Here is a 20,064-nt window from a genome sequence, read left to right as displayed (position 1 = left end):
GAGCGGGCTTGCTCGCGAAGGCGGTGTGTCAGTCATATATGCATCAACTGACACACCGCCTTCGCGAGCAAGCCCGTTCCCACATTGGTTTTGTGTTACTCCTCAGGTGACGCTATTACGAACTTTGAACTGCGGTTGATCCCAAGTCTTGCGGTCGAGAATCTCACCGAGGATTTCCACCGCATCCCACACCTCAGTGAAGCTGGTGTACAGCGGGGTAAAGCCAAACCGCATGATGCGCGGCTCGCGGTAATCACCAATCACGCCACGGGCGATCAACGCTTGAATGACGGCATAGCCTTCGGGGTGTTCGAAGCTGACATGGCTGCCGCGCCTGGCATGCTCACGCGGCGTAATCAGCGTCAATTCATGCGCGGCGCAGCGCGCTTGCACCAACCCGATAAACAAGTCAGTCAGTGCCAGCGACTTGGCGCGCAGGCTGGCCATGTCGGTCTGGGCGAAAATATCCAGACCGCACTCCACCATGGCCAACGAGGTGATCGGCTGAGTGCCACACAGGTAACGGGCGATGCCTTGGCTCGGGGCATAATGCGACTCCATCGCGAACTGCCGGGTATGCCCGAACCAGCCGGACAACGGCTGCCTGACCACATCCACCAGCGCCGGATTGACCCACACAAACGCCTGGGAGCCGGGCCCGCCGTTGAGGTATTTATACGTGCAGCCAATCGCATAATCCGCGCCCGCCTGATGCAGATCGATCGGTACCGCGCCCGCCGAATGCGCCAGGTCCCAGATCGCCAGGGCGCCGCACTCATGGGTCAGGGAAGTCAGGCCCTGCATGTCGTACATATAGCCGGTCTTGTAGTTGACGTGGGTGAGCATCACCACCGCCACGTCCTGATCGATGGCCTGGGGCAGTTCGTCAGGGCTGTTCACCAGACGCAGGGAATAGCCTTGTTGCAGCAATTCAGCCAGGCCTTCGGCGATGTACAGATCGGTGGGGAAGTTGCTGGCTTCGCTGACGATCACCTTGCGGTTCGGCGCGCGATTACGCTGCACGGTCAATGCAGCACTCAGCACCTTGAACAGGTTGATGGAGGTGGTATCGGTGATCACGACTTCGCCGTCACGAGCACCGATCAGCGGTGCCAGGCGATTGCCCAGGCGCTGCGACAGCTCGGCCCAACCGGCGCTGTTCCAACTGCGGATCAAACCATTGCCCCATTCCTCGGCAATCACTGCTTGCGCCCGCGCCAGGGCGGCCACCGGGCGTGCGCCAAGGGAGTTGCCGTCGAGGTAGATCACCCCCTCGGGCAGCGCGAACTGAGTGCGCAAGGGCGCCAGCGGGTCTTGGGCATCGAGGGCCTGGCAATGGTTTCGGGTAGTCATGGTCGATCCTGTTCTTGTGGGTGTCGCTGTGGGTAACGATGGACCAAATAATGAACGAAGCTTTAGAGAATTTTCGTGCAAAGTGGTAGGTAACGCGCTAATTAAGACGTAGGAAATTCGAATTTAACCTCCAAACATGCGGATTTATTCTAATCATGATTCTCGATGCCACCGACCTGCGCCTTCTGCATTTCCTGCAACAGGATGGCCGTATCAGCAACCAGGAACTGGCGGAGAAAGTCGCGCTGTCACCCTCCGCCTGCCTGCGACGTTTACGGCTGCTGGAGAGTGAGGGCATCGTCAGTGGTTACCGTGCGGTGTTGAATGCCGAGCAACTGGGAATCGAGCTGGAAGCCATCGTCCATCTGTCGCTGCGCCAGGATGTGGAGGACTGGCATGAGACGTTCATCAAGAAGGTCCAGGGATGGCCGGAAGTGGCCAGTGCGTATGTGATCACCGGCGCCAGTAACTATGTGTTGCGGGTGCAGGCGCGCAACCTCAAGCACTTTTCGGACTTTATTGTGAACCACCTGAACCGCACGGCGGGGGTGATGGATATTCGCTCGGAGATTGTGTTGCAGAAGATCAAGGATCGGGATGATTTGTTGGATTTGGTGGTTCGCAAATAATCAGAACACCGCCGATCAACTGTGGGAGCTGGCTTGCCTGCGATAGCGGTGTGTCAGTCACCACCGCCATCGCAGGCAAGCCAGCTCCCACATAAACCAGACCGAGGCGTTCAGTCTTCCAGGGCGCGCACCCGCTGCATGCGTTTCTGCTCTACCGGGGCGCCCGCCGGCTGCAGCTCAAAGTCAAAATCAATCTGCGCAAACTGCCCGTCCACCCCAAACTCCCGCGCCAGGTTGGCGTCGTCACTGAAGCGAATCTCGGCAATCAACTCATCGCGCGTCGCATAGGCAAAGTCATCATGCAGGTACGGATCATCCGACAGGTTGATCTGGGTCGTCAGGTGCCGATAGCCGGGTGCTGAAATAAAGAAGTGAATATGCGCCGGCCGCTGCCCATGCCGCCCCAACTGGTCCAACAGCTGCTGGGTCGGCCCACTCGGTGGGCAGCCATAACCTGACGGCACGATGCTGCGAAAACGGTAGTTGCCCTGGGCGTCGGTCTCGATCCGCCGACGCAGGTTGAATGCCGACTGCGTACCGTCAAACCACGAATACGTACCACCGGTATTGGCCTGCCACACATCAACAATCGCCCTCGCCAATGGCTTGCCATCGGTGTCGCGCACCTGTCCCTGCATGAACAGTGGCACCCCCGGATCCAGGCCGTCATCCAGCCGCGCTTCGTACTTGGACAGCGGCGCACCCGCCACATACAGCGGGCCTTCGATGGTGCGCGGGGTGCCGCCGGATTTGCCGGCCTCCTCGTCCGCCGCATCCATCAGCATGTCCAGGTAATGCTCCAGGCCCAGGCCGGCCGCAAGCAGCCCAGCTTCCTGATTCTTGCCCAGTTCGTTGAGGTAGTTGACCGCCTTCCAGAACTCTTCCGGGGTCACTTCCAGGTCTTCGATGATGTTCACCGTGTCCCTCAGGATCCGGTAGATCAGTGCCTTGGCCCGTGGGTTGCCGGCGTCGTTGAGATTGCCGCTGGCTTCTTCGAGAAACTGTTGGGCATGGGCAGTCTGGGAAAGTCGGATGGACATGGTGCAATCCTCATCTTGTCGTTATTAGTGTGGAAAACAGGCTCAGCGGTCATCCTCATGGATCGACGACGGATGCCGGCACAGGGCATTCACCTCAATGGCCATGTAGGGATAAAGCGGCAGTTGCATCAGCAGGTCATGCAGCTCTTGCACGCTGTCGACATCAAACACGCTGTAGTTGGCATACAACCCGGCGATGCGCCACAGGTGGCGCCATTTGCCCGCTTGTTGCAGGCGCTGGGCCAGGGCTTTTTCTTCAGCCTTGAGCCCGGCCGCGCGCTCGGGGTTCATGTCGAGGGGCAGGTTCACGGTCATTTTTACGTGGAACAACATGTCAGGTGTCCTCGGGTTATTTATCGCGACGGAAAAACGCCAGGCGCTCTTCATCAATGGCCAGGCCCAGGCCCGGCGCGGTCGAGACATGCAGGTGGAAATCGCGGTACACCAGCGGCTCGGTGAGGATGTCCTCGGTAAGCAACAGCGGCCCGAACAGTTCGGTGTCCCATGTCAGTTTGTTCAGCGTGAGGAAGGCATGAGCCGAAGCCAGCGTGCCGATACCGCCTTCGAGCATGGTGCCGCCGTACAGGCCGATGCCGGCCGATTCGGCAATCGCCGCCGTACGCAAGACCGCACGAGGACCGCCGTTCTTGGCAATCTTCAGGGCGAACACCGAGGCCGCGCCTTCGCGGGCCAGGTTAAAGGCGTCTTCGACACACTCGATGGATTCGTCAGCCATGATCGGCGCCGGGCTCGACAGGTTGAGCCGAACCATGCCGCCACGGTTGTTGCGCGAAATGGGTTGTTCGATCAGGTCGATACCGTTGTCGCCGAGCACTTTGCAGGCGCGTAACGCCACCGCTTCGTCCCAGGCCTGGTTGACGTCGACCCGCACACTCGCGCGGTCGCCCAGGGCTTTTTTGATGGCGATGACGTGGGCCAGGTCGTGGTTGACTTCGCCGGCACCGATCTTCAATTTGAAGATCCGGTGGCGGCGCAGGTCGAGCATCTTCTCGGCTTCGGCGATGTCCTTTTCAGTGTTGCCGCTGGCCAGGGTCCAGGCCACCGGCAGCGCATCGCGCACCCGCCCGCCGAGCAGTTCGCTGACCGGCAAGTTCAGGCGTTTACCGAGGGCATCGAGCAACGCGCTTTCGACGCCGGACTTGGCAAAGGTGTTACCACGAATGCTGCGCTCGAGGCGCAACATGGCCGCGTTGATATTGCTCGCGTCCTGGCCGATCAGCAGTGGCGCGAAGTGCCGGTCAATGTTGACCTTGATGCTGTCGGGGCTTTCATTGCCGTAGCTCAGGCCGCCGATGGTGGTGGACTCACCCACACCTTCGATGCCATCGGCACAGCGCACCCGAATGATCACTAACGTCTGGTTCTGCATCGTGTGCATCGCCAGTTTGTGCGGGCGAATGGTGGGAAGGTCGACGATGATCGTCTCGATCGACTCGATGGCGCAGATCGGCATGGCAATACCCGCTGGGTTCTTTATAAATTTGGCTCGATTCTGTGCCGTATCTTTGCTGGCTTCCAATATAGAATGGGTCTCGAACAATACCCCTGAGGTATGAAAGGAGTCGTTATGGAACTGCGCCATCTGCGTTACTTTCAAGTGCTGGGCGAAACCCTCAACTTCACCCGTGCCGCCGAGCGCCTGCACATCGCCCAGCCGCCCTTGAGCCGGCAGATCCAGCAATTGGAAGACGAACTCGGGGTGATTTTGCTGGAGCGTGGCCGGCCGTTGCGACTGACCGAAGCCGGGCGCTTTTTTTATGAGCACGCCAATGTGCTGCTGGAGCAACTGGGCAAGGTCTGCGACAACACCCGGCGCATTGGCCTGGGGCAAAAGACCTGGCTCGGTATCGGTTTTGCGCCCTCGACGCTGTACGGCGTGTTGCCGGAGCTGATTCGTCGGCTGCGCACCCACGATGGCCTGGAGCTGGAACTGGGACTGTCGGAGATGACCACGTTGCAACAGGTCGAAGCCCTCAAGGCTGGGCGGATCGATGTGGGCTTCGGGCGGATTCGCATCGACGATCCGGCCATCGTGCAGCGGGTATTGGTGGAGGATCGGTTGGTGGCGGTATTGCCCGCCGGGCATCCGTTGCTGGCCGCCCCGGCGACCCTTGCGCAATTGGCCGCAGAACCCTTTGTGCTCTACCCCGGCAACCCGCGTCCCAGCTACGCCGACCATGTGATCGCGCTGTTCGACACCCATGGTTTGAGCCTCAAGGTGGCGCAGTGGACCAACGAATTGCAGACTGCCATCGGCCTGGTGGGTGCCGGCATGGGCGTGACGCTGGTGCCGGCCTCGGTGCAAGTGCTGCACCGGGCAGACATTGGCTATACGCCGATTGTGGAAACCACCGCGACCTCGCCGATCATTCTCAGCCGGCGGATCAATGATCAATCGCCGGGGCTCAGTCATTGCCTGCAACTGGTGGAGGAATTGATCTGAGGGCTTGCAGGCGCCATAAAACTCCTGTGGGAGCTGGCTTGCCTGCGATAGCGCAGTGTCAGTCGATATCCATGCCAACTGATACACCGCTATCGCAGGCAAGCCAGCTCCCACAGTTGATCTCCATGGTTTTCAGGCACCACGCATACGCCGCGCATCGTTGCGTTGCAAGGTCATGCTCGGCGATTCATCGAACAGCTTGCGGTACTCCGCCGAGAACCGCCCCAAATGGGTGAAGCCCCAACCCAGGGCGATCTCGGAGATGGTGCGGGTCGAGCCGTGTTCCAGGATTTCCTGGCGCACGGCCCCCAGCCGATATTTCTTCAGGTAGGCCATGGGCGACAACGCAAAGTACTTCCTGAAGGCATCGAACAACTTGAACCGCGACACGCCAGCCGCGGCCTCAAGGTCGTCCAGGTGTACCGCCTCGCGGGCATTGTCATGGATGTACTGGCGAGCGCGGATCAGATAGTGCGGCAGTTTCACCCCGAGGACGTCCCGCAGTTCTTCGGAGTAGTTATTCGGCTGGGCGAGGATCAAGCCCTTGATCAATGAGCTTTCCAGGTCACGAGTGAACGCCGCCTGGTCATACAGTTCGCTGCTGCGCTCCAGCTCGGCGATGAAGTACCGCGCCATCCGCCACCACGATGCCGAAGCGCCCTCCACTGCATCCATCACCGACTCAAAGCGCAGCGGCGCTTCAATCGGCCGTTGCAGCAGGCCTTCCAGGGATTCGCTCATGGCCGCGCGGGTGATCACCACCTGCAACTTGCGGCAGTCGCCGGAGATCGCCAGCACCTGATGCTCGTTAGGCGAGATGATCACGCCCTGATCACGATTGGAGCTCAGCCGCTCGCCGTTCTTGCTCAACTCCTGCTCGCCGACCAGCAGAAGGCTCAGGCTGTAGCTGCTGAAATGCTCGGCGTCTTCGATATCGATGGTCACGTCAGTACCGTATTCAATGATCCCCAACGTCGTGGCGCGGGACTTGAACACATTGGCGCTGTGATGAAAGCGGATGCGCTCAGGCGTGGCCGTCTCCAGCCGATGCGGACCGCAAATACCGGACATCCAGCTGCGGGCGCCTTCAAGGTCGAAACGATCAATACGGATATCGCGTGTATCGCTGCTCATCACGGTGCACCCACGGCGGTTGTGGCCAGCGCGCTCTGACGACGCGTCCGGTAGATCAAGGCAAGTTCTGCGCCAGTCACGTGGCGTTTCCACTCAGCGGCTAGCAACTGTCGACTATGTGGATAGGAAGCGGATTTTTCCGGCCTGCCCAGCCAGGTTGCCTCCCAAGACAGTAGCTCATTGCATCGATCCGGTGCACCGCCGTGGGTAGTTGTGACTCACCACATTCAATTATTCGGCCCACCTTCCCCCACTAAGCGGATAGCCCATCCCCCGTGCCGCTGCCTCTAATGGACCACCGATTAGCCACACAACAAGGTGCCTTCCATGAGTGGTGCAAGAAGCGTCGAACAGTGGAAAACCTTTATTGAAAGCTGCCTGGATTTTCGTCCGGCAGACCAAGTGTTCCGCATTGCCCGGGACATGTTCACCGAGCCGGAACTGTTTGATCTGGAGATGGAGCTGATCTTCGAAAAGAACTGGATCTACGCCTGCCATGAAAGCGAACTGGCCAACAACCACGACTTCGTGACGATGCGCGCCGGGCGCCAGCCGATGATCATCACCCGCGACGGCGACGGCCAGCTCAACGCGCTGATCAACGCCTGTCAGCATCGCGGTACCACCCTGACCCGGGTCGGCAAGGGCAACCAGTCCACCTTCACCTGCCCGTTCCACGCCTGGTGCTACAAAAGCGATGGCCGTCTGGTGAAGGTCAAGGCGCCGGGGGAATACCCGGAAGGTTTCGACAAGGCGACTCGCGGCCTGAAAAAGGCGCGGATCGAGAGCTACAAGGGCTTTGTGTTTATCAGCCTCGACGTCAACGGCACCAACAGCCTGGGCGACTTCCTCGGTGACGCCAAAGTGTTCTTCGACATGATGGTCGCCCAGTCCGCCACCGGCGAACTGGAAGTGCTGCCTGGCAAGTCGGCCTACACCTACGACGGCAACTGGAAGCTGCAGAACGAAAACGGCCTGGACGGCTATCACGTCAGCACCGTGCACTATAACTATGTGGCCACGGTGCAGCATCGCCAGCAGGTCAACACCGAGAACGGCGCGGGTACCGGGGCGACGCTGGACTACAGCAAACTCGGGGCCGGCGACGCCAATACCGACGACGGTTGGTTTGCCTTCAACAACGGCCACAGTGTGCTGTTCAGCGATATGCCCAACCCGTCGGTGCGCTCCGGCTACGCCACCATCATGCCGCGCCTGGTGGAAGAACACGGCCAGGACAAGGCCGAATGGATGATGCACCGCCTGCGTAACCTGAACATCTACCCGAGCCTGTTTTTCCTTGACCAGATCAGCTCGCAGCTACGGATCATCCGCCCGATAGCGTGGAACAAGACCGAGATCATCAGCCAGTGCCTGGGGGTGAAAAACGAGTCCGACGCCGACCGGGAAAACCGTATTCGCCAGTTCGAAGACTTCTTCAACGTTTCCGGCATGGGCACCCCTGACGACCTGGTGGAGTTTCGCGAAGCCCAACGTGGTTTCCAGGGCCGCCTGGAGCGCTGGAGCGACATTTCTCGCGGCAGCCATCGCTGGGAAACCGGCCCGACCCGCAACAGCGAAGCCATCGGCATTCAGCCGGCCATGACCGGCACCGAATTCACCCACGAAGGGCTGTACGTCAACCAGCACCGCAACTGGCAGACATTCCTGCTGGACGGTCTCGACGCCCAATCCCTGAAGCTGCGTGAGGTGGAATGATGAATGCGCAACTGCAATACCGGATCGAGCAGTTTTTCTACCGCAAATCCGAGCTCTGCGATGCCCAGGACTGGGACGCCTATGTGCAGCTGTTCGACCCGCAGAGTGAATTCCACCTGCCGCAATGGGACTCCGAGCACGTCTACACCCGTGACCCCAAGCGCGAGATGTCGCTGATCTACTACGCCAACCGTTCGGGCCTGGAAGACCGGGTGTTCCGCCTGCGCACTGGCAAGGCCGCCTCCGCCACCCCGATGCCACGCACTTTGCACCTGATCAATAACGTGCGTATCGCCGAGCAGGCGGACGGGCTGCTGGAGGTACGACTGAACTGGCACACGCTGTTCTATCGCCTGGCCACCTCGGAGCAGTTCTATGGCAACGCTACCTACACCTTGAAGCCCGATGGCGACAGCTGGCTGATCACCCGCAAGCATGCGTTGCTGCTCAACGACACGATCAACTCGGTGCTGGACTTTTATCACCTGTAACCACCTCTATCTGTAGCCGCTGCCGAGGCACAAGGCTGCGATGGGCTGCGTAGCAGCCCCAAGGCGGCGGCTACAGGTGTATTTGAGAGTTCAACGAATGAATCACAAAGTGGCCTTCAGTTTTGCCGACGGCAAAACCCTGTTTTTCCCCATCGGAGCCCATGAACTCCTGCTGGACGCCGCCTTGCGCAACGGCATCAAGATCCCCCTGGATTGCCGCGAAGGGGTCTGCGGTACCTGCCAGGGTCGTTGCGAATCCGGCGACTACAGCCAGGATTACGTCGACGAGGAAGCCCTCTCCAGCCTTGACCTGCAACAACGCAAAATGCTCAGTTGCCAGACCCGGGTCACATCCGACGCGGCGTTTTACTTCAATTTTGATTCCAGTCTGTGTAACGCGCCGGGGCCGGTGCAGATACGCAGCACGGTCAACCAGGTGCAGCAGGTCTCGAGCAGCACCGCGATCCTGTATCTGCAACTGGACCAGTCGCTGGATTTCCTGCCGGGCCAATACGCTCGCCTGTCGATTCCCGGCACCGACAGCCAACGCTCCTATTCTTTCGCCAACCGCCCGGGCAATCAGTTGCAGTTCCTGATTCGCCTGCTGCCCGACGGCGTGATGAGCAATTACATCCGCGAACGCTGCCAGGGAGGTGATGAGTTGTGGCTGGAGGCTCCACTGGGGGCGTTCTATCTGCGCCATGTCACCAAACCGCTGGTGCTGGTGGCCGGTGGTACGGGGTTGTCGGCACTGCTGGGCATGCTGGATGAGCTCGCCGAACGCGGTTGCGCGCAGCCGGTGCACTTGTATTACGGCGTACGTGGGGCGGCTGACTTATGCGAAGCGGCGCGCATTGGCGCCTATGCTGAAAAAATCCCGGGATTTCGTTACACCGAGGTGTTCAGTGACCCAACACCCGACTGGAGCGGCAAGCGCGGCTACCTGACTGAACATTTCGATGTGGCCGAACTGCGGGACAGTTCGGCGGATATGTACGTCTGCGGTCCGCCGCCGATGGTCGAATCCATCAAAAACTGGCTGTTGGATCAGGGACTTGATGGCGTTTCACTGTATTACGAAAAGTTTACCGAGAGTAATATCTGACCCCTCAGCAGTGAGGGGCTGGTTCGGCGTGCAATCAACCCTGAAAAAAACAAGTAGAAGGGAACGTGAATGGCGGATGACATGGTTAACCCGGTGGGCCTCAAGCGCGGCCTGAAGAACCGGCATATTCAGCTGATTGCCCTGGGAGGGGCGATTGGTACAGGCTTGTTCCTCGGTTCGGCCGGGGTGCTCAAGTCGGCGGGGCCGTCGATGATCCTCGGCTATGCGATTGCCGGGTTCATTGCTTTCCTGATCATGCGCCAGCTCGGCGAGATGATCGTGGAAGAGCCGGTGGCAGGTTCCTTCAGCCACTTCGCCCACAAGTACTGGGGCAGTTACGCGGGCTTCCTGGCGGGCTGGAACTACTGGGTGCTGTATGTGTTGGTGGGCATGGCCGAGCTGACGGCGGTCGGCAAGTACATCCAGTTCTGGTGGCCGGAAATACCAACCTGGGTCAGCGCCGTGGTGTTCTTTGTCGCGGTCAACCTGATCAACACCCTGAACGTGAAGTTCTTCGGCGAGACCGAGTTCTGGTTCGCGATCATCAAGGTGGTGGCGATCATCGGCATGATCCTGCTGGGCTGCTACCTGCTGTTCAGCGGTACTGCCGGCCCGCAGGCCTCCATCAGCAACCTGTGGGAACACGGAGGTTTCTTTCCCAATGGCAGCATGGGTCTGCTGATGTCGATGGCGTTCATCATGTTCTCGTTTGGTGGTCTGGAGCTGGTGGGCATTACTGCCGCTGAAGCCAGCGAACCGCGCAAGGTGATCCCCAAGGCGATCAACCAGGTGGTGTACCGGATCCTGATTTTCTACGTCGGCGCACTGACCGTGCTGCTGTCGTTGTACCCCTGGGACCAACTGCTGCAAACACTCGGCGCATCCGGTGACCCCTACAGCGGTAGCCCGTTTGTACAGATCTTTTCCCTGATCGGTAACGACACCGCTGCACAGATCCTCAACTTCGTGGTGCTGACCGCCGCGCTGTCGGTGTACAACAGCGGCGTGTACTGCAACAGCCGCATGCTGTTCGGCCTGGCCGAGCAAGGCGATGCGCCCAAGGCGCTGTTGAAGCTGAACAAGCAAGGCGTGCCGCTGCGGGCCCTGGGGATCTCAGCCCTGGTGACGCTGCTGTGCGTGGTGATCAACTACGTCGCGCCACATGATGCGCTGGAGCTGTTGTTCGCGCTGGTGGTTGCCTCGTTGATGATCAACTGGGCGCTGATCAGCCTGACCCACATCAAGTTCCGCAAAGCCATGGGCGAACAAGGGCTGGTGCCGTCGTTCAAGACCTTCTGGTTCCCGTTCAGCAACTACCTGTGCCTGGCGTTCATGCTGATGATCATCTGCGTGATGCTGGCGATCCCGGCCATGCGGCCCTCGGTGTATGCGATTCCGGTATGGGTAGGCCTTATCTATGTGGCATATCGGTTGCGTATGAACAACGCCAAGGCCGTGATCGTACGCTAAACCTTGTGGGAGCTGGCTTGCCTGCGATAGCGGTGGGTCAAGCGCTGATGGGCTGCCGGATAGTCCGCCATCGCAGGCAAGCCAGCTCCCACAGTTGATTGCATTCCAAATAGAAAGCCCCGGCACTCAGTGAGTGCCGGGGCTTTCTATTTGGGCGCGGATTACAACGAAGAACGCACCCGCCACAGCTCCGGAAACAGCACGGTATCGAGCATCTTGCGCAAGTAACCCACACCTTCGGTACCTCCGGTGCCCGGCTGGAAGCCGATGATCCGTTCCACCGTGGTCACATGCCGGAAGCGCCATTGGCGGAACGAATCTTCCAGGTCGATAAACTTCTCGGCCAGTTGATAAAGGTCCCAATAACGGCTCGGATCGCGATAAACCTCGCGCCACGCTGCCTCCACGGAATCATCATGAACCGTGGCCGCCGTCGGGTCGCGCTCGGCACGCTTGGGGTCGATAACCAGGCCCGCCTTGGCCATCAGGTTGATCGCTTCGTCATACAGCGACGGCGTGGCAATCGCCACTTGCAGCTCCTTCAACAACTCCGGGCGATGGGCGTGAGGCCGCAACAACGCCGCGCTTTTATTGCCGAGGATGAATTCGATTTCGCGGTACTGGAACGATTGGAACCCGGACGATTGCCCCAGGTACGGGCGGATCGACTTGTATTCCGACGGCGTCATGGTCGCCAGCACCGCCCAGGCATGCACCAGTTGATCAAAGATCCGCGACACCCGCGCCAACATCTTGAACGCCGGCGCCAACTCCCCCTGACGCACGTGTTCACGGGCAGCCTTGAGCTCGTGAAGCATCAGCTTCATCCACAGCTCCGAGGTCTGGTGCTGGATGATGAACAACATCTCGTTGTGGTCCGGCGACAGCGGGTGCTGGGCGCTGAGCACTTTGCCCAGGTCCAGGTAATCGCCGTAGCTCATGGACTCGGAAAAATTCAGCTCGGCGTTATGCCATTCTTCCGGGGGTTGATAGTCGGGAGAGAAAGGACATTGGCTCATCGCGTGGACTCCTTGAGCGGACGCAAAATAGCCCGCACCGGGCTGGCATCGAGATTGGCGAAACGCAGCGGCAGCGCGATCAACTCGTAATCGCCCTCGGGCACGTCGTCGAGGACGATGCCCTCGAGAATCGCCATGCCATGCCGGGCAACCGCGTTGTGGGCATCCATGGTCTTGGACTGTTGCGGATCCAGGGACGGCGTGTCGATACCGATCAAGCGCACGCCAAGACGGGCCAGCAGTTCGACGGTTTCTGTCGCAACGGCGGTGAAATTTTCATCCCAGGAGGTCAGCGGCGCCTGTTGATAAGTGCGCAGCAAAACACGCTCCGGCAGATTCTCCAGGCGCCCTTCCAACTGATGCGCCTGCACCAGCGCGCCACTGCCCAGGCAATGCAAGACCCGGCACGGGCCGAGGTACACATCCAGCGAAACCTCACCAATCGGCGCGCCGTCAGCGCTGTAGTGCAAGGGTGCATCGACGTGCGCTCCGGTGTGAGGCGACAACGTGATACGCCCGACATTCACCGGGCACTCCGGGCCAAACTGCCAGACCCGCTCTTCCTGAAACGGCGTATCGCCGGGCCAGGTCGGGGTCGCGGCACTCAAGGGCGGGCTGATGTCCCACCACGTTTTTATTGGATTCATCACAAGGCTCTCGGTCGTTCCCAGGAAGAATGATACGAGGGCCCGCTGTAAATATTCTTGCGAATTCGAGCGCAAACCAGGAATTTTTTCGCACTTACTGCGAAGAAATGGCCGATTGATGAATGGAAGCTTCACCCTGTGGCAGCCGGGCTTGCCCGCGATGGCGGCGTGTCAGTCCAGGGAGATGCAAGCTGTGCCGGCCTCATCGCGGGCAAGCCCGGCTCCCACAGGAATTAGCGGTGATTTAACGATGTGCAAACGCCTGCGTTTCTGGGCATCCCGATGTCGAGTTCAGACCACTGCTCCACCACTCGACGCTATAGGGTTCGGCTTTCCCTTCTTGCCTCGGAGTCATCATGTCCAAGCCGATCACCGTTCTGCGCGACACCCACCCCCTGCCGGTACTGGATGCCTGCAAATGGGAAAAGCTCGAAGGCGACCCGCATACCGTCAACCTCAACGCCTACACCAGCGAAGACGGCAGCAAGATCATGGGCACGTGGATCTGCACCCCGGGCAAATGGCGGGTGGAGTATGTGAAATGGGAGTACTGCCACTTTCAGGAAGGCTACTGCGTGATTACCCCGGACGGCCTGGAGCCCATTCACTTGAAAGCCGGTGATATTTTTGTGGTGGAGCCCGGCATGAAAGGCACCTGGGAGGTGGTCGAAACCGTGCGCAAGTACTTCGTTTTTGCCTAAAGTACACCCTCCATAAAAAGGGGCCGAGCGGCTAATGCCGATCAGTTAAGGAGTGGGGATCCAGCAACCGAAGCAGATTCAGTGTGGGAGCTGGCTTGCCTGCGATGCAGACACCTCGATACTTCAGGTATATCGAGTTGATCCAATCGCAGGCAAGCCAGCTCCCACATTCGTTCTTCTCTGCCTTGAGCACCGCGTTCGCTTAACTGACTGGCATTAGGCCGAGCGGCCCCTTTTTCGCGCGCTAAATATTATTTGTTCTCGACAAGCAATTACTATTATGTGACAAAATGTTTTACAAATAGTACCCATGAAAAAATCCACGACCAATAAAATAACGCCCTAACAAATTAATCATAAAGCGCCCACCACTACTTTAGTGCTAGATAGTATTGCCTTTTGACATCACTTTCCTTTTCGTATAATTTTCTTAAAACCTAGTTAATACCTGAGTTTCATTGGGTTATAACCACATGATAATAGAGGACTATGGGAAGGTGGCCAACTTCACATTATGACAACTTTCCCCACACATCCGTAGAAAACACCATGTGATTGAATTAGACTTTCAACAACCCGGATTACAATCCAATTGGTTTGATTTAAGTATTCATCACTTCATTGAGCAGTTGCTGCACGCGGCAGTCGAGACCGCGCTTTTGCAAAAGGACCAAGAAAATGTCTGAAAAAACTACGCGCCTGACCATACTCATCGACTCCCCAACCAAACAAAGGCTGGAAACCCTGTCGGAGGAGGTTGACCTTACTATTTCTCAGGTCATCCGCAAACTGATCAGAGACCACCTCCAGCAATACGAGAGTCAAATCAACCCCGTGATGATCGAGCAGGTTCGCGAAGACTCATCAACCTATTCCTGATATATAACTCGGACTAATATTTTCATCTCCGAGTATCAGGCATAAATTCGCCTGTATCTTTTATTGACGGCTCAATCAATTATAAAAATACAGACCACCCAAACTAATTTTATTAATGGCCCCCTATGTCTGTGAAACAGCAATTGCTCGCTTGTTATGCTCTGCTGAGTAAAGACACCGATGAGCAGGCTGTCTCATCGAACAGGGCATCCTCCTGCACTTTATTTTTCTCAATCAGTGACAGCACAAAACGTGCGCATGTTTTTCATGTCTCGGCCGAGAACTTCGAAAAGGCATGGCAAACAGGAGCCAATGAACTCCAGAGAACCCATGACCAGCGGTTAGCTCAACCGGACAACAAGGCCGAACGTACGTGGATTCGTGTCGAACGTGCGATTAACGTGAAGCCAACGACCTGGGAACAATTCAACGAGCGCCTCAAGCGTCACAAGCGCAACTACTTCAGAGGGGGCATCGCGTTCGACCGCCGCTTGCACATAGCGCTCACCGAACAGGAGCTGAACGCCAACGCGATTCTCTATGGCGGTAATAACATCGCCCATGCGAGCTTCAATGCCGGAAATTTTTCCGTCTACGCCAAACGCCGTTTTGCAGGATCAGCGGCACTGAACGCAGTCAGCACGTTGCAGCCCGACACCCCGGTCTATCTGTTCGACACGGCGGGTGTATTCTGCGCCGAAGACGGCATGGCCCACCGGCTCAACAGCAACGCAGCAGAAATCGGCTGGCGCACTCTGGCCGCCCTGACGCCCGACGACGTCAGGCTACCCATCTGCACCGCCGCCACTTATCTGGGGGCACAGGTGCAGGACAGCGGCCAGTTCGTCTACGGCTACTTTCCTTGCTTCGACCGGCCGATCAAGAACTACAACACCCTGCGCCACGCCAGCAGCACCTACGCGATGATCGAGGCCTGGGCGTTGAGCGGTGACGAGACGTTGAAGGCCGCGATTCAACGGTCACTGGACTACCTGACCCAAACGCTGATCAGGCCCAGCCTGCTGCCCGACGGCAGCGTGGCCGCCTTCCTTGTGGACACCGGCAACGAGATCAAATTGGGCGGCAACGCGGTGTGCCTGCTGGCCCTGGTCAAGTACAGCGAAGTAACCGGCACCCGTCAGTACCTGCCGCTGCTGGAAGCCCTCGCCAACGGCATGGCCTGGATGCAAGACCCCACTACCGGCGCTTTCGTACACGTATTGCATGCCCAGGACTTGAGCGTCAAAGAGCCGTTTCGCATCATCTATTACGACGGTGAAGCCGCGTTCGGGCTGATGCGCCTCTATGGGCTGACCCGCAATGAACGCTGGCTCAACGTCGTGGAAAAGGCCTTCGATTACTTCATCGACAAAGAGCACTGGCGCGAGCATGACCATTGGCTCAGCTACTGCGTGAACGAGTTGACGCGCTATCGCCCCGCCGAAAAATACTTCCGTTTCGGCCTGAACAACGTCGCGGGCTACCTGGGGTTCGTCCAGCAGCGCATTACCACCTTCCCCACCTTGCTCGAACTGATGATGGCCGCGCAGCAAATGCTGGAACGGATCGCCCAACAACCGCCTGTGCAGCACCTGCTCCAGGACATTGATCTGCACGCGTTCTATCGGGCTTTGCATCATCGCGCCCGCTACCTGCTCAACGGTTATTTCTGGCCGGAAATGGCAATGTATTTCGCCAACCCGGCACGCATCGCCGGCGCATTCTTCATTCGGCATCATGCGTTCAGGGTGCGTATCGACGACGTCGAACACTACCTTTCCGGGCTGATTGCCTATCACCGGTATCTGCTGGACGGTGCGCCGCAAGTGAGCCTGCCGCCACCGACGCAAGCCACCTGCGACTGGACCTGGGACGCTGCGACCCTGGCGCGTGTAACGCAGGGAACATGGGCCCAGCAGCCACCCTCGGACTGGCGAGCCGCAGGTTTGACACCCTCCATGCAATTCTTCAAGCCAGGGCGCATGCTCAGTCGCCACCCCACCAAGGTTGGCCCGAACGAGGTGCAATCGGCCTTGCGTTGGGCACAGGCCAAGCCTGAACGGCGGCCCTGCGCCTTTTTGTGTGTGGACCCGACGCCCTATCTGGACAGTGGCTTGCCGGCGCTGCAAGTCGCCGACACCAGCGAAGCGATGTTGCAACTGGGCAGGCACGCCCGGCTGCACTTCAGCGGGCAGGTGTTCGGCGTGACCGGCAGTTTTGGCAAAACCACAGTGGTGGCCATGCTCGCCCACGCGTTGAAACACTGGGCTGAGGTCGGGCAAACCGAAGCCAATGCCAACCTGCCCCACGGCATTGCCTGGAACCTGGCGAGCATGCCGCCAGAGGCGAAGTTCTGGGTCCTGGAAATGGCGGTGGGCCGGATGCCCATCAACTCGGAACTGGTTCGCCCACACATCGCCATCGTCACCGGTCTGGCTCCTGCGCATTTGGAATACCACGGTACGCTGGAGAACCTGGCCCGCAAAAAAAGCGCAATCTTCCGCTCCATGGCGCCGGGCGGCCACGCGGTACTCAGCCGGGACATGCCGTATTACGAGCTGTTCGCCCAGGCAGCAGAAACCGCTCGCCTAAAGGTGATCAGTTATGGCGAACACACCGATGCGGACCTGCGTCTTCTGGATTGGCGCAGCGAATCGGATCAGGTGTACGTCCGGGCGCAACGAGCCTCACAGGCACTCAATTTCACCTTGCAAGCCCGTGGCCGACACATGGTGCTCAATGCACTGGCGGTGCTGGCTTCGCTGTTCGCGGCGGGCCTTGAGGCCAATCAGGCGCTCAAGGTCCTGACCGGGTTTGAACCCGTTGAGGGACGTGGCAATGTCATGCAGATCCAGTGCGCGGGCGGCCATTTCCAATTGATCAACGATGCCTATAACGCCAACCCCGGCTCCATGGCCGCGGCGTTGCAGTCCATGGCGGACCTCCCCGTGACCTCGCGGCACCGAGTGCTGGTGTTGGGGGATATGCTGGAACTGGGTCCCGACACCCAGCGTTATCACCTGGAACTGGCCACACCGCTGCGCATGGCAGCGCCACGCCATGTGCTGTTGTGCGGCCCCCTGATGCACGCGTTGTACCTCGAGTTGCGCGGTGAGCTGTCGGTACAGTGGTTCGAGAATGCCAAGGCACTGAACCAGGCCTTGATGCAGAACCCGACGCAGTGGTTTCACCCAGGGGATTGGGTACTGGTGAAAAGCTCGGGCGGGACAGGACTGTCGCAGCTGTGCGAGTGGCTGAAGACGACTGAGCAAGCCGTGCTGGCCGGGTAACCCACCAAGGCCAACCTTACTTCGCGCAACTGGCCGCCGTCTTGAGCCCGATATCATTGCGCAGTTGATGAAACGCAGGCGCCACGGCATCCGCCTTGATCAACTGCGCCTGATGCCCCGCCTTGATCAGCGCCTGGAAAAAGCCTTCCTGCAACACGAACGGCGCAACCTGATCGTCGACGTTACCCACGACGAACAACTGCCGTTTGGGCGCCGCAAGAATGCCGTCGATGTGCTGGCCGGGATCGTAGGGATGGAGTAACCCATTGGTATCGCGCCCCGGCCTGGAAGGCAGGCCTTGGCTCTGGCGAATCATCTGCGCACGCTGCACCAGGGCGAACGCGCCAGAGGTCATCACTGCGCATTTCACATCGTCGCGCCCCAGGGTCAACAGCGCAGCCGCCACGGTGGCGCCACCGCTGTGACCCAACACAACAAACTGGCCGATGTCATAGCGTTCGCGCAGTTCATCCAGCGCGCCACCCAGTGCAATGAATTCCCGGGCCTGGCGCCGCTGCCCATGATTGCCGCTGGAACCATAAGTACCAGGCCGCGCGACGATCACCAACGGTACGCCGGCTCGTTTGCTCAACGCTTTTGCCTGACGCACCTTGGCGGCCAAGGTATTACCGCGAATATCCTCGGGCGCCTGATGCATCTCGATATTTCGATCACCATGGAACATCACAATCACCACCGGCGCATGCTCGAGACTGGCGCCGGCAAAGTAGCGAATGCATTCCTCACCCTGGGCAAACGCGACCCACAATGCCGAATCAGGATCATTGCAGGTGGCCTTGTCGGCAGGCGTGTTCCACAGTAACGGCGTCGAACTGTCGTCGAGCGCCAGCACGCAAGGCGCAGCGACAAGCCCCAACCCGAACACTAAAAACCTGAGGTTTTTTCCCACCAGCCGGCCCTCCGCTAGCGCTCGCGCAACGCTTCTCGCGCGCGGTTCATGGGTTTGATCAGGTAGTCGAGAACGGTTTTCTGGCCAGTCCTGATATCCACCGAGGCGATCATCCCCGGCACGATGGAAAAGGACTTGCCGGCTTTGTTTTTCAAGGTGTCGGCGTCGGTGCGGATAAACACCCGGTAGTAGAACACCTCAGGTTTGACTTCGTCCTGGATGGTGTCGGGCGAGATGGTCACCACCTTGCCGTCCATGCCGCCATAAATCGCGTAGTCGTAAGCCGTGATCTTGACCTTGGCCACTTGGTCGGGATGGATAAAGGCAATGTCCCGCGGCGAAATACGCGCTTCGATCAGCAGTTGTTCATCCAGCGGAACGATCTGCATCAAGCGGCCATTGGGCGGAATGATCCCGCCGATGGTGGTGACTTCGATGCCTTTGACGATACCGCGAACCGGCGAACGCAAGGTCAGGCGGGTGACCGAATCCGAACGCCCGCGCATGATCGATGACAGCGTCTCGACGTCGGCATTGGCCTTGGCCAGGTCCTCACCGGCGCGCACCATGTAATCGGAGCGGGCCTGGGTCAGCTTCAATTCCAGCTCAGCTTTCTGGCGTTTGAGACGCAAGACTTCAACGTTGCTGGCGGCGCCAACCTTGGCCAGGTTCTCGGTAATTTCCAACTCGCTGCGCACCAACCCCAGCGATGAACGCACACCCGCCTGGGCGTCTTCCAGCCCTCTGCGCCGGGTGTTGAACAAGTCGGTTTCGGCACGAATCAGTGCGCGATGGTGTTGCAGCGCGGCAGGAAACACCAGGGGTTTGCTGTCCACCTCCGCTTGCAAACGCGCGACGCTGGCCAGGGATGCCCGGTACTTGGAAGCACTTTCATCGAAGTTGGATTCGGTCTTGGTCGGGTCGAGCTTTGCCAGGGTTTGGCCATTCTTGACGATGTCGCCTTCCGCCACGTTCAACTCGGTGACGATGCCGCCTTCCAGGGACTGAATGATCTGCTCACGGGAGGTCGGAATCACCTTGCCGCTGCCGGTAGAGACTTCATCCACCTCAAAGAAGTAGGCCCAGGCGCCAAACGCGATCAGCAGGGCAAACACCCAGAAGACCACCCGCGTCGAGCGCACCACCGTGTTGTCATCAATGCCGTCGTTGTAGTGTTGGGCGCCCTCGTCTTCAAGGCCGAGCAGGGGGATTC

18 protein-coding genes are annotated in these 20,064 nt (G+C 59.1%); 9 read left to right on the top strand and 9 right to left on the bottom strand.

The genetic code is table 11. The features are described from left to right. Positions 1–102 precede the first annotated feature (102 nt). The gene (kynU, locus tag GNF76_RS16255; protein WP_155584161.1) at positions 103–1,353 is read right to left on the bottom strand and encodes a kynureninase; all 1,251 of its coding nucleotides are present in this window, start codon (positions 1,351–1,353) and stop codon (positions 103–105) included. Between the two features lie 155 nt (positions 1,354–1,508). Between kynU and GNF76_RS16250 the strand changes: the two genes are divergently transcribed. Beyond that, positions 1,509–1,982, top strand: coding sequence for an Lrp/AsnC family transcriptional regulator (locus tag GNF76_RS16250; RefSeq protein ID WP_155584160.1), 474 nt, complete (start codon positions 1,509–1,511; stop codon positions 1,980–1,982). Positions 1,983–2,092: 110 nt separating this feature from the next. Here GNF76_RS16250 and catA read toward each other — a convergent pair whose 3' ends face one another. From catA to GNF76_RS16235, 3 genes are read right to left on the bottom strand one after another with little or no spacing between them, the layout of a single operon-like run. Continuing rightward, a complete protein-coding gene (gene catA / locus GNF76_RS16245) occupies positions 2,093–3,022 on the bottom strand; it encodes a catechol 1,2-dioxygenase (protein ID WP_155584159.1) in 930 nt (309 codons plus the stop codon). Between the two features lie 42 nt (positions 3,023–3,064). After that, positions 3,065–3,355, bottom strand: a complete 291-nt coding sequence (catC, locus tag GNF76_RS16240; RefSeq protein ID WP_155584158.1) for a muconolactone Delta-isomerase — start codon at positions 3,353–3,355, stop codon at positions 3,065–3,067. 16 nt (positions 3,356–3,371) lie between these two features. Then, the gene (locus tag GNF76_RS16235; RefSeq protein WP_155584157.1) at positions 3,372–4,496 is read right to left on the bottom strand and encodes a muconate cycloisomerase family protein; all 1,125 of its coding nucleotides are present in this window, start codon (positions 4,494–4,496) and stop codon (positions 3,372–3,374) included. Positions 4,497–4,610: 114 nt separating this feature from the next. Here GNF76_RS16235 and GNF76_RS16230 point away from each other — a divergent pair, with 114 nt between their 5' ends. After that, the gene (locus GNF76_RS16230) at positions 4,611–5,486 is read left to right on the top strand and encodes a LysR family transcriptional regulator (protein ID WP_155584156.1); all 876 of its coding nucleotides are present in this window, start codon (positions 4,611–4,613) and stop codon (positions 5,484–5,486) included. A gap of 132 nt (positions 5,487–5,618) precedes the next feature. Here GNF76_RS16230 and GNF76_RS16225 read toward each other — a convergent pair whose 3' ends face one another. Continuing rightward, positions 5,619–6,620, bottom strand: a complete 1,002-nt coding sequence (locus tag GNF76_RS16225; protein WP_155584155.1) for an AraC family transcriptional regulator — start codon at positions 6,618–6,620, stop codon at positions 5,619–5,621. 327 nt (positions 6,621–6,947) lie between these two features. Between GNF76_RS16225 and antA the strand changes: the two genes are divergently transcribed. The 4 genes from antA to GNF76_RS16205 all read left to right on the top strand — a co-directional run bounded on the left by antA (position 6,948) and on the right by GNF76_RS16205 (position 11,405). Continuing rightward, on the top strand, positions 6,948–8,339 hold the full coding sequence (gene antA / locus GNF76_RS16220; RefSeq protein ID WP_155584154.1) for an anthranilate 1,2-dioxygenase large subunit: 1,392 nt from the start codon (positions 6,948–6,950) through the stop codon (positions 8,337–8,339). Further along, a complete protein-coding gene (antB, locus tag GNF76_RS16215; protein ID WP_155584153.1) occupies positions 8,339–8,830 on the top strand; it encodes an anthranilate 1,2-dioxygenase small subunit in 492 nt (163 codons plus the stop codon). Before antA ends, antB begins: the two co-directional genes overlap by 1 nt. 97 nt (positions 8,831–8,927) lie before the next feature. Then, complete coding sequence (antC, locus tag GNF76_RS16210) at positions 8,928–9,935, top strand: anthranilate 1,2-dioxygenase electron transfer component AntC (RefSeq protein ID WP_155584152.1); 1,008 nt, start codon at positions 8,928–8,930, stop codon at positions 9,933–9,935. 69 nt (positions 9,936–10,004) lie between these two features. After that, complete coding sequence (locus tag GNF76_RS16205; protein WP_155584151.1) at positions 10,005–11,405, top strand: amino acid permease; 1,401 nt, start codon at positions 10,005–10,007, stop codon at positions 11,403–11,405. A gap of 161 nt (positions 11,406–11,566) precedes the next feature. Here GNF76_RS16205 and kynA read toward each other — a convergent pair whose 3' ends face one another. Both kynA and kynB read right to left on the bottom strand, forming a co-directional pair. Beyond that, positions 11,567–12,424, bottom strand: coding sequence for a tryptophan 2,3-dioxygenase (kynA, locus tag GNF76_RS16200; RefSeq protein ID WP_155584150.1), 858 nt, complete (start codon positions 12,422–12,424; stop codon positions 11,567–11,569). Further along, positions 12,421–13,071: an arylformamidase gene (kynB, locus tag GNF76_RS16195; protein ID WP_155584149.1), complete on the bottom strand. Its 651-nt coding sequence runs from the start codon at positions 13,069–13,071 to the stop codon at positions 12,421–12,423. The genes kynA and kynB overlap by 4 nt, the downstream gene beginning before the upstream one ends. Before the next feature lie 356 nt (positions 13,072–13,427). Between kynB and GNF76_RS16190 the strand changes: the two genes are divergently transcribed. The 3 genes from GNF76_RS16190 (at position 13,428) to GNF76_RS16180 (ending at position 17,941) form a co-directional block, all read left to right on the top strand. Further along, positions 13,428–13,772: a cupin domain-containing protein gene (locus GNF76_RS16190; protein ID WP_154745081.1), complete on the top strand. Its 345-nt coding sequence runs from the start codon at positions 13,428–13,430 to the stop codon at positions 13,770–13,772. Between the two features lie 678 nt (positions 13,773–14,450). Then, the gene (locus tag GNF76_RS16185) at positions 14,451–14,651 is read left to right on the top strand and encodes a hypothetical protein (RefSeq protein ID WP_155584148.1); all 201 of its coding nucleotides are present in this window, start codon (positions 14,451–14,453) and stop codon (positions 14,649–14,651) included. 401 nt (positions 14,652–15,052) lie between these two features. Beyond that, positions 15,053–17,941, top strand: a complete 2,889-nt coding sequence (locus GNF76_RS16180; RefSeq protein ID WP_343037826.1) for a Mur ligase family protein — start codon at positions 15,053–15,055, stop codon at positions 17,939–17,941. 16 nt (positions 17,942–17,957) lie between these two features. Here GNF76_RS16180 and GNF76_RS16175 read toward each other — a convergent pair whose 3' ends face one another. Both GNF76_RS16175 and GNF76_RS16170 read right to left on the bottom strand, forming a co-directional pair. Then, a complete protein-coding gene (locus tag GNF76_RS16175; RefSeq protein WP_155584264.1) occupies positions 17,958–18,818 on the bottom strand; it encodes an alpha/beta hydrolase family protein in 861 nt (286 codons plus the stop codon). A 47-nt stretch (positions 18,819–18,865) separates the two neighbouring features. After that, positions 18,866–20,056 carry a beta-barrel domain-containing protein gene (locus GNF76_RS16170; RefSeq protein ID WP_155584263.1) on the bottom strand — a complete coding sequence of 397 codons (1,191 nt, stop codon included), beginning with the start codon at positions 20,054–20,056 and terminating at the stop codon, positions 18,866–18,868. Positions 20,057–20,064: the final 8 nt, after the last annotated feature.

Origin of the sequence: Pseudomonas spelaei (assembly GCF_009724245.1) — a bacterium.
GTDB classification, from domain to species: Bacteria; Pseudomonadota; Gammaproteobacteria; order Pseudomonadales; family Pseudomonadaceae; genus Aquipseudomonas; species Aquipseudomonas spelaei.
The sequence above is the reverse complement of the archived record's forward strand: the minus strand, read 5'-3'. Positions and strand labels throughout refer to the sequence as shown.

What these genes read in the sequence shown, in the direction of transcription:
- GNF76_RS16230 (WP_155584156.1), top strand. Translation starts at nt 4,611, where the DNA reads ATGGAACTGCGCCATCTGCGTTACTTTCAAGTGCTGGGCGAAACCCTC.
- antA (WP_155584154.1), top strand. Translation starts at nt 6,948, where the DNA reads ATGAGTGGTGCAAGAAGCGTCGAACAGTGGAAAACCTTTATTGAAAGC.
- catA (WP_155584159.1), bottom strand. Translation starts at nt 3,022, where the DNA reads ATGTCCATCCGACTTTCCCAGACTGCCCATGCCCAACAGTTTCTCGAA.
- antB (WP_155584153.1), top strand. Translation starts at nt 8,339, where the DNA reads ATGAATGCGCAACTGCAATACCGGATCGAGCAGTTTTTCTACCGCAAA.
- kynA (WP_155584150.1), bottom strand. Translation starts at nt 12,424, where the DNA reads ATGAGCCAATGTCCTTTCTCTCCCGACTATCAACCCCCGGAAGAATGG.
- catC (WP_155584158.1), bottom strand. Translation starts at nt 3,355, where the DNA reads ATGTTGTTCCACGTAAAAATGACCGTGAACCTGCCCCTCGACATGAAC.
- antC (WP_155584152.1), top strand. Translation starts at nt 8,928, where the DNA reads ATGAATCACAAAGTGGCCTTCAGTTTTGCCGACGGCAAAACCCTGTTT.
- GNF76_RS16190 (WP_154745081.1), top strand. Translation starts at nt 13,428, where the DNA reads ATGTCCAAGCCGATCACCGTTCTGCGCGACACCCACCCCCTGCCGGTA.
- GNF76_RS16205 (WP_155584151.1), top strand. Translation starts at nt 10,005, where the DNA reads ATGGCGGATGACATGGTTAACCCGGTGGGCCTCAAGCGCGGCCTGAAG.
- GNF76_RS16235 (WP_155584157.1), bottom strand. Translation starts at nt 4,496, where the DNA reads ATGCCGATCTGCGCCATCGAGTCGATCGAGACGATCATCGTCGACCTT.
- GNF76_RS16225 (WP_155584155.1), bottom strand. Translation starts at nt 6,620, where the DNA reads ATGAGCAGCGATACACGCGATATCCGTATTGATCGTTTCGACCTTGAA.
- GNF76_RS16185 (WP_155584148.1), top strand. Translation starts at nt 14,451, where the DNA reads ATGTCTGAAAAAACTACGCGCCTGACCATACTCATCGACTCCCCAACC.
- GNF76_RS16250 (WP_155584160.1), top strand. Translation starts at nt 1,509, where the DNA reads ATGATTCTCGATGCCACCGACCTGCGCCTTCTGCATTTCCTGCAACAG.
- kynB (WP_155584149.1), bottom strand. Translation starts at nt 13,071, where the DNA reads ATGAATCCAATAAAAACGTGGTGGGACATCAGCCCGCCCTTGAGTGCC.
- kynU (WP_155584161.1), bottom strand. Translation starts at nt 1,353, where the DNA reads ATGACTACCCGAAACCATTGCCAGGCCCTCGATGCCCAAGACCCGCTG.